This is a genomic window from Collinsella sp. AM31-2AC, from assembly GCF_003469285.1.
In the GTDB taxonomy this organism is placed as follows: Bacteria; Actinomycetota; Coriobacteriia; order Coriobacteriales; family Coriobacteriaceae; genus Collinsella; species Collinsella aerofaciens_AT.
Genome location: NZ_QSJB01000029.1, coordinates 1 through 14,488, shown reverse-complemented (window position 1 = coordinate 14,488; position 14,488 = coordinate 1). Strand labels below are relative to the sequence as shown.

Genomic DNA, 14,488 nt, shown 5'->3' with positions numbered 1-14,488 from the left:
TGCAGCGACGGACCTCGGGACGCTCTTACACCACGTCTGCGCGCGCCACCCTTATTCCACCGTTCCGTAGACGGCGCCCCAGCCGTGGGCAGCCAAGGCGGAGTTGAGCTGGTCGCACAGCGACCGGCGATCGTAGCAGCCGGGCGGCAAAAGGTTCACGATTTCCATGAGGTCGGGTGCCAAGTCGACGATTTCGGCCTGCACGATTAGGTCAAGCCGGTCGATGGCGTGGCGGTCGTAAAACAGTCCGTCGACCAGGCGCTGCAGGTCACCGAATTCCTCGGCCTGGAACAATCCGTACTCCATAGTGCCTCCTTGGGCGCCCCACGCCGGCATGCGCGGCGATTCGTAATTTATTGCGATGGACTTAATCTATCACGGCTTCATAACGTTGCGGCGGTGGCGGTCTATACTTAGACGAACTGCAACGTCCCGCTTCGCGAAAGGTCGCACCCATGCAGACGATCTACCAGAAGATGGAAACCACCGAACTCGATGCCGCCATCGAGGCGCTCAAGGCCGAGGTCGCCGAGGTCAAGGCCAAGGGTCTGGCGCTCGATATGGCCCGCGGCAAGCCGTCGCCCTCCCAGGTGGACATCTCGCGCCCCATGCTCGATATCCTCAATGCCGATGCCGATCTGCACGACGGCAATGTCGACTGCTCCAACTACGGTTGCTTCGAGGGCATTCCCTCGGCACGCAAGCTGGCGGGGGAGTTCCTGGGTTGTCCTGCCGAGCAGACGCTCGTACTGGGCTCATCGAGCCTGCTGATCGAGCACGATATCGCCGGTATGTTCTGGCGTTGCGGCTCGTGCGGCAGCGACCCTTGGGAGGCTTACGAGGCAGCGCACGACGGCAAGAAGGTCAAGTTCCTGTGCCCCGTTCCCGGCTACGATCGCCACTTTGGCATCACCGCCGACTTGGGCATCGAGAACGTCCCCGTCGCGATGACCGACAACGGCCCCGACATGGACGAGGTTGAGCGCCTGGTTGCCACCGACGACTCCATCAAGGGCATCTGGTGCGTGCCCAAGTATTCCAACCCCACGGGCATCACCTTTAGCGAGGACACTGTGCGTCGCCTGGTCGAGATGCCCACGGCCGCGCCCGATTTCCGCATCTTTTGGGACAACGCTTACTGCGTGCACGACCTGTACGACGAGACCGACGAGCTCGCAAATATCTTTGACCTCGCTCGCGCGGCGGGCACCGAGGATCGCGTGGTTGCCTTTGCCTCGACGTCCAAGATCACCTTCCCGGGCGCCGGCATCGGCTTTATTGGTGCGAGCCCCGCGGTTATCGCCGAGTTCTCCAAGCGCCTGAAGGCCGGCCTCATCAGCGCCGACAAGCTCAACCAGCTGCGTCACGTGCGTTTCCTTCCCACCATCGAGGCGGTCAAGGAGCACATGAAAAAGCATGCCGAGTTCCTGCGCCCGCGCTTTGAGGCCGTTGAGCGTAAACTCACCGAGGGCTTGGGCAACACAGGTTGCGCCACTTGGACTCATCCCCATGGCGGCTACTTTGTGAGTTTCGATGGCCCCGAGGGCTCGGCCCAGAAGGTCGCCGCGCTTTGTGCCGACCTGGGCGTCAAGCTCACGCCGGCTGGTGCCACCTGGCCTTATGGCAAGGATCCGCGCGACACCAACATCCGCATCGCGCCGAGCTATCCCACGGTCGAGGACCTGGAGGCTGCGCTCGATGTGCTGGTGCTGGCTGTCAAGCTCGTCGCTGCCGAGCTTGCGCGTGCCGAGCGCGCCTAACGCGTAGGGCCCCGCAAGTCCGCGCCTAGTACTATCCGCACTTTCGATACGTAAAGGAGCGTATACATGGATTTGGGTATTTCCACCAACCCCACGCCAGAGCTCTACACCATTAAGGTGACCGGTGAGATCGATATCTCTAACGCCGATAGCCTGCGCAATGCCATCGACCTGGCGCTCGAGCAGCCCACTGAGGCCGTTGAGCTCGATTTTGCCCAGGTGAGCTACATCGATTCGACGGGCATTGGCGTGCTTGTGGGCGCCGCACACCACGCAGCTGATCATGGTAAGCGTTTTAGCTGCGTCAACGTGCAGCCCCCGGTGATGCGCGTGGTTCAGCTGTTGGGCGTCGACCAGGAGATTTCGATCACCGCTGCATAATCTTTGCCCCCAAAAGGGCGTGCCGTTTGGCATATGTTTGTGATGCGCTCGGACGTTTTGGCGTCCGGGCGCTATACTTGACCGAATGAATAGACGAGTTCCGGCCGAATGGCGCGGTGCGGGCTCGACTCACATCGAGCCTTGGAGGTATGTGTGTTTGGTATTGGAGAGGGTGAGCTCGCGATCATCGTGGTCTTCGGCTTTTTGCTGTTTGGCCCGGATAAGCTCCCGCAGATGGGCCGCACGATCGGCCGTGCTATCCGTCAGTTCCGCGAGACGCAGGAAAAGATGACGGCCGTTGTTCAGTCCGAGATTATCGATCCGGTGAGCGAGGCCGCGTCGGCCCCGGTCAAGCCCAAGAAGACTGCTGCGACCGACGACGATTCCGATGCGGACGAGGATGCCGCCGAGACGGCAGCGCCCGCCAAGAAGGAGACCTTTGCCGAGCGTCGCGCCCGTCTTGCTGCCGAGAAGGCCGCAAGCGAGGGCGCTGCTGAGGGCGAAGGCGCTGTTGATGAGGCCGAGGGTACAGAGCCTGCTGCTGCCGTCGAGCCCGAGCCTGCTGCAGAGCCCAAGCCCGAGCCGGCAGAGCCCACGACGGCTGACCTCTACGCCCGTCGTCCCCGCAAGCGCAAGGCCGTCGTCGACCAGCTCGCTCGCGAGCTCGAGGTCGAGGACGATGCCGAGGCTGCTGCCGCCGACGCCCCGAAGGGAGGCGATGAGTAATGCCGATCGGACCTGCGCGCATGCCGCTCTTCGATCACCTGGGAGAGCTCCGTCGCCGCCTGACCATCGTGGTCGTTTCGGTGTTTGCCGCCGCCATCGTGCTGTACTTTGCCACGCCCGTGGTGCTCGATATTCTTGAGGACCCCATCCGCTCCTTTGTGCCGGACGGTAAGTTTTACATCACCACCACGCTCGGCGGCTTTGGCCTGCGCTTCTCGCTTGCCATCAAGATGGCCGTGGTCATGTGCACGCCCATGATCATCTGGCAGATTCTGGCATTTTTCCTGCCGGCACTGCGCCCCAACGAGCGCAAGTGGGTTGTGCCCACGGTGCTCGCCTCGACGGTGCTGTTCTTCCTGGGTGCCATCTTCTGCTACTTCATCATCATCCCGGCGGGCTTTGAGTGGCTCATCGGCGAGACCTCGGCTGTCGCTACGGCGTTGCCCGATCTGGAGAACTACGTCAACATGGAGCTGCTCTTTATGATCGGCTTTGGTGTGGCGTTTGAGCTGCCGCTCATCATCTTCTACCTGTCCGTTTTCCACATCGTGTCCTATGCGGCCTTCCGCAGCGCCTGGCGCTACGTGTACGTAGGCCTGCTCGTGGGTTCGGCTGTGATTACGCCCGACGGCTCGCCCGTTACGCTGGGTCTCATGTATGGCGCCCTGCTCTCGCTCTACGAGATTTCGCTCGCCATCGCTCGCGTGGTCATTACCGCGCGCGAGGGCAAGGAGGGCCTGTTCGTGAGCCGTCTGGACCTGTTCTCGGACGACGAGGACGACGAGGAGTAAATCGGTATGCACGAGGTTGGCATTGTCAACGGCATACTCGATACAGTGATTCGCGCGGCGCGTGGGGCGGGGGCCTCGCGCGCCGTTTTGGTAACGCTTCGTATCGGGGATATGACCGAGGTCGTGCGCGAGGCACTCGACTTTGCGTGGGAGACGTTTCGCGATGAGGACCCGCTCACGCGCGGCTGCGAGCTTGCCGTGGAGGAGGTCCATCCACAAAGCGAGTGCCTGGACTGCGGCGAGGTCTTTGAGCACGACCGTTTCCATTGCCGTTGTCCCCAATGTGGCGGTGCCAACGTGCGTCTGCTGCATGGCCGCGAACTCGACATCGCAAGTATCGAGATCGAGACCCCCGACGATTAGCACGCTCGCCATCTAGCGATGGGGTATAAAAGGGCCAAAGTAAGGAGCGCTAAGTATGGCCGAGAAAACGATTGATATCGCGTCGCCGATTCTGTCGCGCAACGAGCGCCTGGCAGATCAGCTGCGTCAGCGGTTTGAGCAGACGAACACCTACGTGATCAATGTGCTGTCGAGCCCTGGCTCGGGTAAGACCACCACGATTCTGGGCACCAACGAGCGCCTGCGTGACAAAGCCAGCCTGCGCTGTGCCGTTATCGAGGGCGATATCGCTTCGGACGTCGACGCCATCACCATGAAGGAAGCCGGCATGCCCGCCATCCAGATCAACACGGGCGGCCTGTGCCACCTCGAGGGCAACATGATCATGGAGGCCGTCGACGCCTTCGACCAGGCCGTCGGTCTGGAGAACATCGACGTCATCTTTATCGAAAATGTGGGTAACCTGGTCTGCCCGGTCGACTTTGACCTGGGCGAGAACCTGTCCATCATGATCCTCTCGGTGCCCGAGGGCGACGACAAGCCCATCAAGTACCCGGGCATCTTCCAGCACGCCGGCGCGCAGCTGCTCAACAAGGTCGACGTGGCCCCGGCTTTCGATTTTGACATGGATAGGTATACTAAGACACTCGATGACCTCAATCCGCAGGCGCCGCGGTTTGCCGTGAGCGCGCGCAAGGGCGAGGGCATGGATGCCTGGTGCGATTGGCTCATCGGGCAGATTGAGCAAGCAAGGGCGTAAGTCGGCCGCCATACGGGCGGGCGTAGCCGCAGAGATACGAGATAGGAGCCTCTTTTGAAGCTCATCATCGCCGAGAAAAACGACGCCGCGCGTCAGATTGCCGAGCGTCTGTCCACGGGCAAGCCCAAAAAGGACAAGGTGTACAACACCGCCATCTACCGTTTTGAGTGGAAGGGCGAGGAGTGCGTGACGATCGGCCTTGCCGGTCACATCCTTGCGCCCGATTTTTGCGACAGCGTGCTGTTCGATAAAAAGCTGGGCTGGTATTCGGTCACCGAGGACGGCGAGATGCTGCCGGCCGATATGCCCGATGGCCTGGCACGTCCGCCCTACGACACCAAGCGCAAGCCGTTTCTTGCCGATGGTATCTCCATCAAGGGCTGGAAGCTCGAGAGCCTGCCTTACCTCACCTGGGCGCCCGTCATTAAGCTGCCGGCCGAGAAGGAGCTCATCCGCTCGCTCAAGAACCTTGCCAAGAAGTCCGACAGCGTCATTATCGCCACGGACTTCGACCGCGAGGGCGAACTGATCGGTTCGGACGCCCTCAACAAGGTGCGCGAGGTTGCGCCCGACTTGCCGGTCGCCCGCGCCCAGTATTCTTCGTTTACCAAGGCCGAGATTACGCAGGCCTTCGATAATCTTGTCTCGCTCGACCAGAATCTGGCCGACGCCGGCGAGAGCCGCCAGCACATCGACCTCATTTGGGGTGCGGTGCTCACGCGCTACCTGACGCTCGCCAAGTTTGGCGGCTTTGGCAACGTGCGCTCCGCCGGCCGCGTGCAGACGCCGACGCTTGCCTTGGTGGTCGAGCGCGAGCGCGAGCGCATGGCGTTTGTGCCCGAGGACTATTGGCAGATTCGCGGCATGGGTGCCGCTCAGGGTGCTGCCGAGGATGACCGCTTTAAGATTGCGCACAAGACGGCACGTTTTACCGATAAAGATGCTGCCGAGACGGCGTACGGCCACGTCGACGGCGCTACGACGGCAACCGTCGCCGCGGTGACCAAGCGCTCCCGCAAGCAGCAGCCGCCCACCCCGTTTGCGACGACCTCGCTGCAGGCTGCCGCCGCGGCCGAGGGCATCTCACCTGCACGTACCATGCGCATCGCCGAGTCCCTCTACATGGCGGGCCTCATCAGCTATCCGCGTGTCGACAACACCGTGTACCCTGCGACGCTCGATCTGGGCGCCGTGGTGAGCGACCTGGCAAAGATCAACCCGGCGCTGGCGCCCGTGTGCAAAAAGGTACTCGCCGGCCCCATGAAGCCCACGCGCGGCAAAGTCGAGACCACCGACCACCCGCCCATCTACCCCACGGGCGAAGGCGATCCGTCCACGCTCGATGGCGGCCAGCGCAAGCTCTACGACCTCATCGCCCGTCGCTTCCTGGCGACGCTCATGGGTCCCGCGACTATCGAGAACACCAAGCTCGAGCTCGATGTGAACGGTGAGCCGTTCGTGGCTTCGGGCGATGTGCTCGTGACCCCGGGTTTCCGCGAGGCGTACCCGTACGGACTCAAGCGCGACGAGCAGATGCCTCCGCTGGAGCAGGGCGACACGGTCGACGTGTTCGACATTAAGCTCGAGGCCAAGCAGACCGAGCCGCCCGCGCGCTACAGCCAGGGCAAGCTCGTGCAGGAGATGGAAAAGCGCGGCCTGGGCACCAAGTCCACGCGCGCGAGCATCATCGAGCGCCTGTACGCCGTGCGCTACCTCAAAAACGATCCCGTGGAGCCGAGCCAGCTGGGCATCGCCATCATCGACGCGCTGACGCAGTTTGCCCCGCGCATCACGAGCCCCGATATGACCAGCGAGCTCGACGGCGACATGACCCGTGTGGAGCGCGGCGAGGACACCGAAGAGCATGTCGTGACGCACTCGCGCGCGCTGCTGGCCGGCGTGCTCGACGAGCTGCTCAAGCACACGCAGGAGCTGGGCGACGCCATCAGCGACGCCGTCACGGCCGATGCGCGCGTGGGCGCCTGCCCCAAGTGCGGCAAGGACCTGGTTATGAAGACGAGCGCCAAGACCCGCGGCAGCTTTATCGGCTGCATGGGCTGGCCCGACTGCGACGTGACCTATCCGGTGCCGAGCGGCGTCAAGGTGAGCCCGCTCGAGGGCGAGGCCGCCGTGTGCCCCGAATGCGGTGCGCCGCGCATTAAGTGTCAGCCGTTCCGCCAGAAGGCTTTCGAGATCTGCGTGAACCCGACGTGCCCCACCAACTACGAGCCCGACCTTAAGGTGGGCGAGTGCAAGGTGTGTGCCGAGGCCGGACGCCATGGCGACCTGATCGCGCACAAGAGCGAGAAGAGCGGCAAGCGCTTTATCCGCTGCACCAACTACGATGACTGCGGCGTGAGCTATCCGCTGCCGGCGCGTGGCAAGCTCGAGGCGACGGGCGAGACCTGTCCCGAGTGCGGCGCCCCCATCGTGGTGGTCAACACGGCGCGCGGTCCGTGGCGTATCTGCGTCAACATGGACTGCCCGACCAAGGAGAAGAAGCCCGCCCGCGGCCGCAAGACCACAACCAAGGCGAGCACGGCAAAGAAGACGACCGCTGCGAAGAAGACTTCGACGGCGAAAAAGTCGACTGCCAAGAAGTCGACCACCAAGAAGACGACGGCCAAGAAGGCCGCCGACAAGTAACGGCGCAGTCGAAACATTGCCCAAAAAAACGAGCGAGGACCCCGCGATCCTCGCTCGTTTTTTTGACCGGCAGTTAGGGACGTTCTTTTTCTGCCGGCAGTTTAGGAACGTCCCTAACTGCCGGCTCGGGAACGACAAAGCGCTAGTTCACCTCGACAGGCTTGGCGCCGGGATAACGCTCCTCAAAGTCTAGGCGGTACTTATTGTCATTGGTGCCCGCCACGTTGTCGCGCGACAGCGGCGCCACGATCTCATTCTTGTGGTCCGCAGGCTTGGCGTATTTCAGACTGATCTCCCAGGCATCACAGATTGCGTCAATGCGGTGATCCAGGTCGTCGTACAGGGCGATGATGTCCTTCCAGGAGCTGTAGTTTTTGGAGCTCGTCGGGACGTCCAGGTCCTCGACGATGTCGTAATACTGCTCGATGGTGTCCTCCGTGCGCTCGGCGACGTCGGCGAGATTTTGACGGGTGGTTCGATCCTCTTCCAGATAGTTGCCGTTGAAGTTCTGCGCGCAGCCACGGACCTGGCTGTCGAGATCTTCGAGCAGGTCGTAGTATTCGCTCAGGCGACGGTAGAGGTTCTGCTCAGAGAGCGTTGCTTCGCCGCCATCCTCGTCGTCATCGTCATCATCGTCGTACAGGCTGTTGGGATCGCCGAGAGGCTTTAGGCCATCGTCGTCGACGTCATGGTGCAGCTTAGCTACCTCGGCAGTCGTCTGCGTGGCGGCGTTGTCGAACGGTCTGATTGCAAAGAAGATGACCAGGGCGATGATGATCGCCACCAGCACAACGATAACGGCGATAAGCGGCCCGGTGCCGCTCTTTTTGGAAGCGGGGGTCTGTGGCGAAGCGGGCACGTATGCGGGAACCGGCTGCTGTTGGGGCGAGCCGCTCGCGACGGGTATGCGCTGCGTGGTCTCGACGGCCTCGGTCCTTGCGGCGGGGTCGGGGCTATAGGCGAGGGAGTCGTCCGCCTTGGCTTGCGGCGTATCAAGGGAGCCGGTCTGCTCAAAAGCGGGCTGGCTATCGCTCGCGGCTGTTTGCTCAACGGGTGCACCGCACGAGGTGCAGAACTTGGCATCATCTGCAAGACGCTTGCCGCACGAGGCGCAATACCGAGACATTGCCACTCCTTTCGCCACATTTCAATGCAATACGACGATTATACCCAGCATCCAAAATTCCCCATCATAAGTTGCGGTGAAATAGGGACTGTTTGGCGATCTCAGAGCTTCAATCAGTCCCTATTTCACCGCAACTTTGGAAAGGCGCCTTTAGCCATTGGGGACGCGCCGAGCACTGGGGTATCATGGCTTGGTTGATATATCTGCATTTACGCGCCTTGTAGGAAGGGGCTGCGCCCATGGCTTTTGAGCCTGCTCAACATAGCTTTATCACGCTCGAGGGCGTCGACGGTGCCGGCAAGTCCACGCAGGCGCGCCTGCTTGCCCGCGCGCTCGAACTCGCTGGCTATCAGGTCGTAACTCTGCGCGAGCCGGGTGGCACTGCCATCAGCGAAAAGATTCGCGCCCTGCTGCTCGACCCCGCCAACACGGCGATGGGCGATACCTGCGAGCTGTTGCTCTACGAGGCTGCGCGTGCCCAGTTGGTGCACGAGGTCATAGCCCCCGCCCTTGCGGCCGGCAAGGTGGTCCTGTGCGATCGCTTCTACGATTCCACGACCTGCTACCAGGCATTTGCCGACGGCCTCGATCGCCAGATGGTGCGCGACGCCAACAACCTGGCCGTCGCGGGAACGCACCCGGCGCTCACACTCGTCTACCACATCACGCCCGAGCAGGCGGCGCTACGCATGGCAGCCCGTGGCGCGGCAGATCGCATGGAGGCTAAGGGCATGGCATTCCAGGAGCGTGTCTACGAGGGGTTTTGCGCAATTGCTGCCGAGGAGCCAGACCGCGTAAAGCTCATCGACGCCACTACGACCGTCGAGGAAGTCTTCGAGAAGACGGTCGAGCAGGTTCGCGCGTACGGTCTCGACATTCCGCAGGAAGCCGTCGCCGCCGCGCTTGCCAAGGAGGCCGAGTAACATGGCCCCCGCTCAGGCAAGCCTGCTGGCCAAGCTCGACACCCAAGAGCGCGTGCGTGACTTTTTGACCAATGCCGTCGCTAGCGGTCGCGCATCGCACGCCTACCTGTTTTTGGGCGCTCCCGGCGCGGGCAAGCTCGACGCCGCGTGGGCGCTCGCCCAAGCCTTCCTGTGCGAGCAGAATGGCTGCGGCTCATGCGATAGCTGCGTGCGCGTCGCCCGCCATACGCACCCCGACGTGCGCTATTACACGCCCGAGAGCGCCACGGGTTACCTCATTGCCCAGACCCGCGAGCTGCTCGATGACGTGCCACTGGCGCCCATCCGTGCCAAGGCCAAGGTCTACATCATCGACCGTGCCGAGCAACTGCGTGCCAACACCGCCAACGCACTGCTCAAAACGCTCGAGGAGCCGCCCGAGGGCGTTATGTTTATCTTGCTGGGCACCTCGGCCGACGTGATGCTGCCCACTATCGTGAGTCGTTGCCAGTGTGTGCCGTTTCGGCTGGTATCGCCCGCCGTCGCCGCGCAGGCCGTGAGCCGCGCCACCGGTCAGGACCCTGCGCGTTGCCGCATGGCGGTCGCCGTGGCGGGAAGCCCCACACGCGGCATCGAGTTTCTTAAGAGCGCCGAGCGCCAGGACGCCCGCCGTCAGATGGTCCGTGCCATCGACTCACTCATTGCCGCCGACGAGGCCGACGTGCTCAGTCGCGCCAAGTCGCTCATCGTCGCCGTCAAGGCGCCGCTTGCCGAGGTCAAGTCCACGCAGGAAAAGGTACTCGAGCAAAACGCCGACTACCTGTCGCGTGGAGCATTGAAGCAGCTTGAGGACCGCAACAAGCGCGAACTCAACGCGCGCGAGCGTTCGGGTATCATGGAAGCGCTGGCGAGCGCGCGGACGCTCATGCGCGACGTGCTGCTGACACTTCAGGACGAGGCAGCCGACGTGGTGAACGAGGACGTGCGCGACACGATCGGTCGGCTTGCCGCCGCGACCAATGTTGCGGGTGCCACCCAGGCGCTCGAGGCGGTCGCGACCGCCGAGCGCAACATCGCCAGAAACGTTACTCCCCAGCTGGCCATCGAGGTCATGCTGTTCGATATCAGGAAGGCACTGAAATGCCGTTAGTCGTACCCGTTAAGTTTACCTACGCCTCGCGCGACCTGTGGTTTGACCCGCAGGACCTGGATATCCTCGAGGCAGATTACGCTATTTGCTCCACCGAGCGCGGAACCGAGATCGGCCTGGTCACGGCTGATCCCTTCGAGGTACCGCAAGACGAGATCGGTCAGCCGCTCAAGCCCGTGCTGCGCGTGGCGAGCGACATCGACCTGCAGCTTGCCGACGATTTGGCCATCCAGGGCGACGAGGCGATGGTCGATTTCCGCCGTCTGGTCAAAGAGCTCGACCTCGAGATGAAGCCGGTGGGCGTCGAGTACCTGTTTGGCGGCGAGAAGGCCGTGTTCTACTTTGCGGCCGAGGAGCGCGTCGATTTTCGCCAGCTCGTCAAGGACCTGTCCTCGACGCTGCACATTCGCGTCGACATGCGCCAGATCGGCGTGCGCGACGAGACTCGCCTGGTGGGCGGCTATGCCCAGTGCGGCCAGGAGCTCTGTTGCACGCGCTTTGGCGGACAGTTTGAGCCCGTCTCGATCCGCATGGCAAAAGAGCAGGACCTGCCGCTCAATTCCTCCAAGATCAGCGGCGTTTGCGGCCGCCTGATGTGCTGCCTGCGCTATGAGTTCGAAGCGTACAAGGACTTTAAGAGCCGTGCGCCCAAAAAGAAGACGCTCATCGATACGCCGCTCGGCAAGGCGCGTATTCAGGAATATGACACGCCGCGTGAGCAGCTGGTGCTGCGCCTGGAGAACGGCAAGGTCTTTAAGGTCAACCTGGCCGATATGACCTGCTCGGAGGGCTGCAAAAAGAAGGCCGCCGAGCAGGGCTGCAACTGCCGCCCCGACTGCGTGACGCGCGACGTGCTCGAGCGCATCGAGTCGCCCGAGATGCGCCTGGCGCTCATGGAGCTCGACCGCGAGAACGGCGTCGACGTGGGCGATGGCCTGTCGAGCGCCGACCGTCTGGCCGGTACGTCGATGCCCAAGCGCCGTCGTCGCGATGCCGATTCCGATGCTCGCGCCGGTCAGGGGCAGGGCGAGGGCCGTGGCCGCGGAAAGGGCCGTGGCAATGCCGCAACGCCTGAGGCCGAGGAGGCCGCCGGTGGCCGTCGTCGTCGCAAGCGCGCGGGCTCGGGCGATGCTGCCGAGGCTGCAGCCGCGGGCAAGAACGCCTCTCGCGAGCGCGAGGTTCAGCAACCCCAGCAGCAGAATCGCGGCGGTGGCATGAACCCCACACGTCGCCGCCGCCGTCATCTGTCGAGCGAGGAGCGCGAGGACGCCTTCCGCGCCGCAGCTGCTCGCGAGGCTGGTGCCGCTTCCAAGGGCGCCTCGGCCTCCGATGCGTCTGCCGACAAGGGCGGCAAGTCACGTGGCGAGGATGAGCGCGCGCCGCGTCCGCGCCGTCGCCATTCCTCGGGCGCGCAGCAGAAGCCTTCAGTGCCCTCCGTGGCCGATCAGGTCTCGGATGGCGAGGTCAAGGTCACGCGCCGTCGTCCCGGAGATGGCGGGGGAGCGGCTGCTAAGGCTTCGCGTGGCGCCGCTCGCGACGAGCGCGAGCCGCGCGAGGATCGCGGTGGCGAGGGCTCGGCCGACCAGGGCCAAAAGCGCCGTCGCCGTCGCCGTTCCCGCAAGCCGCGCCAGGATGGTGGCGAGGGCTCGACCCCGTCTTCGTCTGCACCACAACCGCCCGCCGGCGAATAACGCCCGCGAGCGGATTTTGCTCGCCTTGCCCCGAGCGCATCGGGGTATCATAGCGCTGAATCAACAACCCTCCCTGCGACCGAACGTAGGGAGGGTTGTGTCGTGAAGAGACATTTGAATGTGTTGGGATGCCTGCAAGGTGCCGGCATTCTGCCGTTTGCGGACGAATTGCTACCGTTTGCCGAGCGGGCGGCGCACGAGGCGCTTGAGGCGTTGTCGCCCACGCGATGCGCCGGCTGCGAGCGCTCCGGCGCGCTTATTTGCCAAGACTGCTTGGCGGCGCTTGCGCTCATCGACCCGCGGCATAGCTGCACCCGATGCGGCGCCCCGTTTGGAGACTTGCTGTGCACCGAGTGCTCGGTCGAGGGTTCGTCCTCGGCGATGGCCGAAGCACTCGACCGGTGCCTGGCATGTGCCATTTACACGCATCCGCTGCCACGGATCATTAAAGCGTACAAAGACGCGGGCGAGCGACGCCTGGCGCCGTATCTGGCAGAGCTGCTATACGACACCGCCTTACATGCCCAGGTCGCGGCGCCCGAACGCTTAGGCGGTGTGTTGTCCGGCGCCGATGCAGTGGTGTTTGTGCCCGCGACGGCGGCGGCGTTTCGGCGACGCGGCTTCGATCATATGGAAGCCATCGCGCGCCCATTTTGCGAGCTGTCGGGTGTTCCGCTGCTCGATGCCCTCGTTAAATACGGCCATGGCGACCAGCGTGAACTCGGTCGTGAAGAACGCCGTGAATGCGCCCGAGGCATGTACGAGACCGTTGAGGACGTGCGGGGCCGCCGCCTGCTGCTTATCGACGACGTTATCACCACGGGTGCGACGATGGCAGCGGCCTCGGCGGAACTCAAGCGCGCCGGTGCCGCGGCCGTTGATGGCCTCGCTATCGCACGCGTTTGGTAGGGGTGATTCATGTGGCGGTAACAATCAGGCAGTGCAACAAACCGACAAAAGAGCAGTTAGCGGCTTCCGTGATCCTGACGGGCGCCTCGGCGTTGCGTATGATTCGAGCCGAGCGCCGGCAGATGGGCTACATCGGCTGGAAGGACCTTGAGCCCGATGAGGAGCGCCGCGTGCTGTGTACGTCATCGCCTTCGAGCGAGGATATCTATCTTCCCGACTTGGTGCGAATTGGAGCTAAAGGCGGCGAGGTGCAAGAGGATCTGTGCTTGCTGGTGGGATCTGCGGCGCAGCGCCGCCGCATGCCTGGCGTGGGCTGGTCCGTGTGTTCCGGGTTGCCTGCCGGCTCGATTCTAGAGGTAGAACCGGGGGTGTACAGCCTATCTCCCGAGGCCCTTTGTGTTGCCGTCGCCCGCGAGGTCGGCTGTATCCAGGCGTTTGCCCTGGCCCAGGAACTGTGTTCCAAGATTTCACTGAGCGATCGCGGGAAGTATCTGCCTCCCTACAGCTCACCCACCGTGAACAGGCTTGCAAAGGATAAGGATCAACCGCCAGATGTGGGCTACTTTGAAGTCGAGCCGGTGCTGACGCCCGATCGCCTGGCAGATTACCTTGCCGCATGCAAGGGGAGTGCCGCTAAACAGCTGCTGCGCCTGTGCCCCTACCTGTCAGAAAACCTGCGCTCGCCCATGGAGTGCATCATGCTCGCTCTGTTTTCGCTTCCGTTTTCCTATGGTGGGTTTGCCTGCGGTCCTTTTAAGACCGACTACAAGATCGAGTTCGATGACCGCGCGCAGGCAATCTCAGGGATGCCGCATGCAATTTGCGATGCGTATCAGGAAACAGCCCGGTTTGACCTTGAATACAACGGTGAGCTGGGCCATTCCTCCCGGAAGGGACGTATCCATGATGAAAAACGCAACACGGGCTTGATTACTATGGGAATCGAGGTCGCGACGGTCAACAACGAAATGCTCTGCGACATGGAAGCGATGGAAGCGCTCGCATGGCGCATCCACCAGCGCATGGGTAAACGATATCAGAATCGCGTAGAGGCTCGTCGAAAGAGGCAAGATGCTCTGCTGAATACGCTCCGAGCGTGCTTTGGGCTCAAGCCGGCGTAAAACTATAGCTTTATAGGGGGTCCGTTTATATGCGCTGTGCAAAAAACGGCAAATATGAGTACTGTTATTAAACTAGTGGCAGCAAAAACAAAGAAACTTGGGCCGAAAATCTGGATTCATTGAATAGATAATGGTGGCGCGCGCAGACGTGGTGTAAGAGCGTCCCGAGGTCCGTCGCTGCAA

At 62.7% G+C, this 14,488-nt stretch carries 14 protein-coding genes; 12 read left to right on the top strand and 2 right to left on the bottom strand.

Annotation, left to right across the window (positions count from 1 at the left end):
- Window positions 1-51: 51 nt before the first annotated feature.
- A complete protein-coding gene (locus DW796_RS10000) occupies window positions 52-306 on the bottom strand; it encodes a hypothetical protein (protein WP_117785965.1) in 255 nt (84 codons plus the stop codon).
- Between the two features lie 149 nt (window positions 307-455).
- Between DW796_RS10000 and DW796_RS09995 the strand changes: the two genes are divergently transcribed.
- The 7 genes from DW796_RS09995 (at window position 456) to DW796_RS09965 (ending at window position 7,406) form a co-directional block, all read left to right on the top strand.
- Window positions 456-1,760, top strand: coding sequence for an aminotransferase class I/II-fold pyridoxal phosphate-dependent enzyme (locus DW796_RS09995; protein WP_118095190.1), 1,305 nt, complete (start codon window positions 456-458; stop codon window positions 1,758-1,760).
- A gap of 66 nt (window positions 1,761-1,826) precedes the next feature.
- Window positions 1,827-2,141: an STAS domain-containing protein gene (locus DW796_RS09990; RefSeq protein ID WP_089572422.1), complete on the top strand. Its 315-nt coding sequence runs from the start codon at window positions 1,827-1,829 to the stop codon at window positions 2,139-2,141.
- A 153-nt stretch (window positions 2,142-2,294) separates the two neighbouring features.
- A complete protein-coding gene (locus DW796_RS09985; protein ID WP_158564964.1) occupies window positions 2,295-2,867 on the top strand; it encodes a twin-arginine translocase TatA/TatE family subunit in 573 nt (190 codons plus the stop codon).
- Window positions 2,867-3,658 (top strand): twin-arginine translocase subunit TatC, encoded by a 792-nt coding sequence (tatC, locus tag DW796_RS09980; RefSeq protein WP_055285525.1) that lies wholly within the window; start codon window positions 2,867-2,869, stop codon window positions 3,656-3,658. The genes DW796_RS09985 and tatC overlap by 1 nt, the downstream gene beginning before the upstream one ends.
- 6 nt (window positions 3,659-3,664) lie before the next feature.
- Window positions 3,665-4,021: a hydrogenase maturation nickel metallochaperone HypA gene (gene hypA, locus DW796_RS09975; RefSeq protein WP_117565013.1), complete on the top strand. Its 357-nt coding sequence runs from the start codon at window positions 3,665-3,667 to the stop codon at window positions 4,019-4,021.
- Window positions 4,022-4,076: 55 nt separating this feature from the next.
- Entirely contained in the window at window positions 4,077-4,760 is a 684-nt protein-coding gene (hypB, locus tag DW796_RS09970) for a hydrogenase nickel incorporation protein HypB (RefSeq protein ID WP_117736066.1), read from the top strand.
- Between the two features lie 54 nt (window positions 4,761-4,814).
- A complete protein-coding gene (locus DW796_RS09965; protein ID WP_118095188.1) occupies window positions 4,815-7,406 on the top strand; it encodes a DNA topoisomerase I in 2,592 nt (863 codons plus the stop codon).
- 142 nt (window positions 7,407-7,548) lie between these two features.
- Here the strand turns inward: DW796_RS09965 and DW796_RS09960 are convergent, their stop codons facing one another.
- A complete protein-coding gene (locus DW796_RS09960) occupies window positions 7,549-8,532 on the bottom strand; it encodes a zinc-ribbon domain-containing protein (protein WP_118095186.1) in 984 nt (327 codons plus the stop codon).
- A 239-nt stretch (window positions 8,533-8,771) separates the two neighbouring features.
- On the opposite strand from DW796_RS09960, the gene tmk reads away from it, so the two are divergent.
- From tmk to DW796_RS09935, 5 genes are all read left to right on the top strand, one after another.
- Window positions 8,772-9,455 (top strand): dTMP kinase, encoded by a 684-nt coding sequence (gene tmk / locus DW796_RS09955; RefSeq protein WP_117797514.1) that lies wholly within the window; start codon window positions 8,772-8,774, stop codon window positions 9,453-9,455.
- Between the two features lies 1 nt (window position 9,456).
- Complete coding sequence (locus DW796_RS09950) at window positions 9,457-10,584, top strand: ATP-binding protein (protein WP_118095184.1); 1,128 nt, start codon at window positions 9,457-9,459, stop codon at window positions 10,582-10,584.
- Window positions 10,575-12,275 carry a regulatory iron-sulfur-containing complex subunit RicT gene (locus DW796_RS09945; RefSeq protein ID WP_117797512.1) on the top strand — a complete coding sequence of 567 codons (1,701 nt, stop codon included), beginning with the start codon at window positions 10,575-10,577 and terminating at the stop codon, window positions 12,273-12,275. The genes DW796_RS09950 and DW796_RS09945 overlap by 10 nt, the downstream gene beginning before the upstream one ends.
- A gap of 102 nt (window positions 12,276-12,377) precedes the next feature.
- A complete protein-coding gene (locus tag DW796_RS09940; RefSeq protein WP_233539725.1) occupies window positions 12,378-13,184 on the top strand; it encodes a ComF family protein in 807 nt (268 codons plus the stop codon).
- Between the two features lie 11 nt (window positions 13,185-13,195).
- Window positions 13,196-14,305: a hypothetical protein gene (locus DW796_RS09935; RefSeq protein WP_147351033.1), complete on the top strand. Its 1,110-nt coding sequence runs from the start codon at window positions 13,196-13,198 to the stop codon at window positions 14,303-14,305.
- Window positions 14,306-14,488: the final 183 nt, after the last annotated feature.

Coding starts and splice junctions, on each gene's coding strand:
- DW796_RS10000 (WP_117785965.1), bottom strand. CDS start 306: ATGGAGTACGGATTGTTCCAGGCCGAGGAATTCGGTGACCTGCAGCGC.
- DW796_RS09995 (WP_118095190.1), top strand. CDS start 456: ATGCAGACGATCTACCAGAAGATGGAAACCACCGAACTCGATGCCGCC.
- hypA (WP_117565013.1), top strand. CDS start 3,665: ATGCACGAGGTTGGCATTGTCAACGGCATACTCGATACAGTGATTCGC.
- DW796_RS09950 (WP_118095184.1), top strand. CDS start 9,457: ATGGCCCCCGCTCAGGCAAGCCTGCTGGCCAAGCTCGACACCCAAGAG.
- tmk (WP_117797514.1), top strand. CDS start 8,772: ATGGCTTTTGAGCCTGCTCAACATAGCTTTATCACGCTCGAGGGCGTC.
- DW796_RS09990 (WP_089572422.1), top strand. CDS start 1,827: ATGGATTTGGGTATTTCCACCAACCCCACGCCAGAGCTCTACACCATT.
- DW796_RS09960 (WP_118095186.1), bottom strand. CDS start 8,532: ATGTCTCGGTATTGCGCCTCGTGCGGCAAGCGTCTTGCAGATGATGCC.
- hypB (WP_117736066.1), top strand. CDS start 4,077: ATGGCCGAGAAAACGATTGATATCGCGTCGCCGATTCTGTCGCGCAAC.
- tatC (WP_055285525.1), top strand. CDS start 2,867: ATGCCGATCGGACCTGCGCGCATGCCGCTCTTCGATCACCTGGGAGAG.
- DW796_RS09945 (WP_117797512.1), top strand. CDS start 10,575: ATGCCGTTAGTCGTACCCGTTAAGTTTACCTACGCCTCGCGCGACCTG.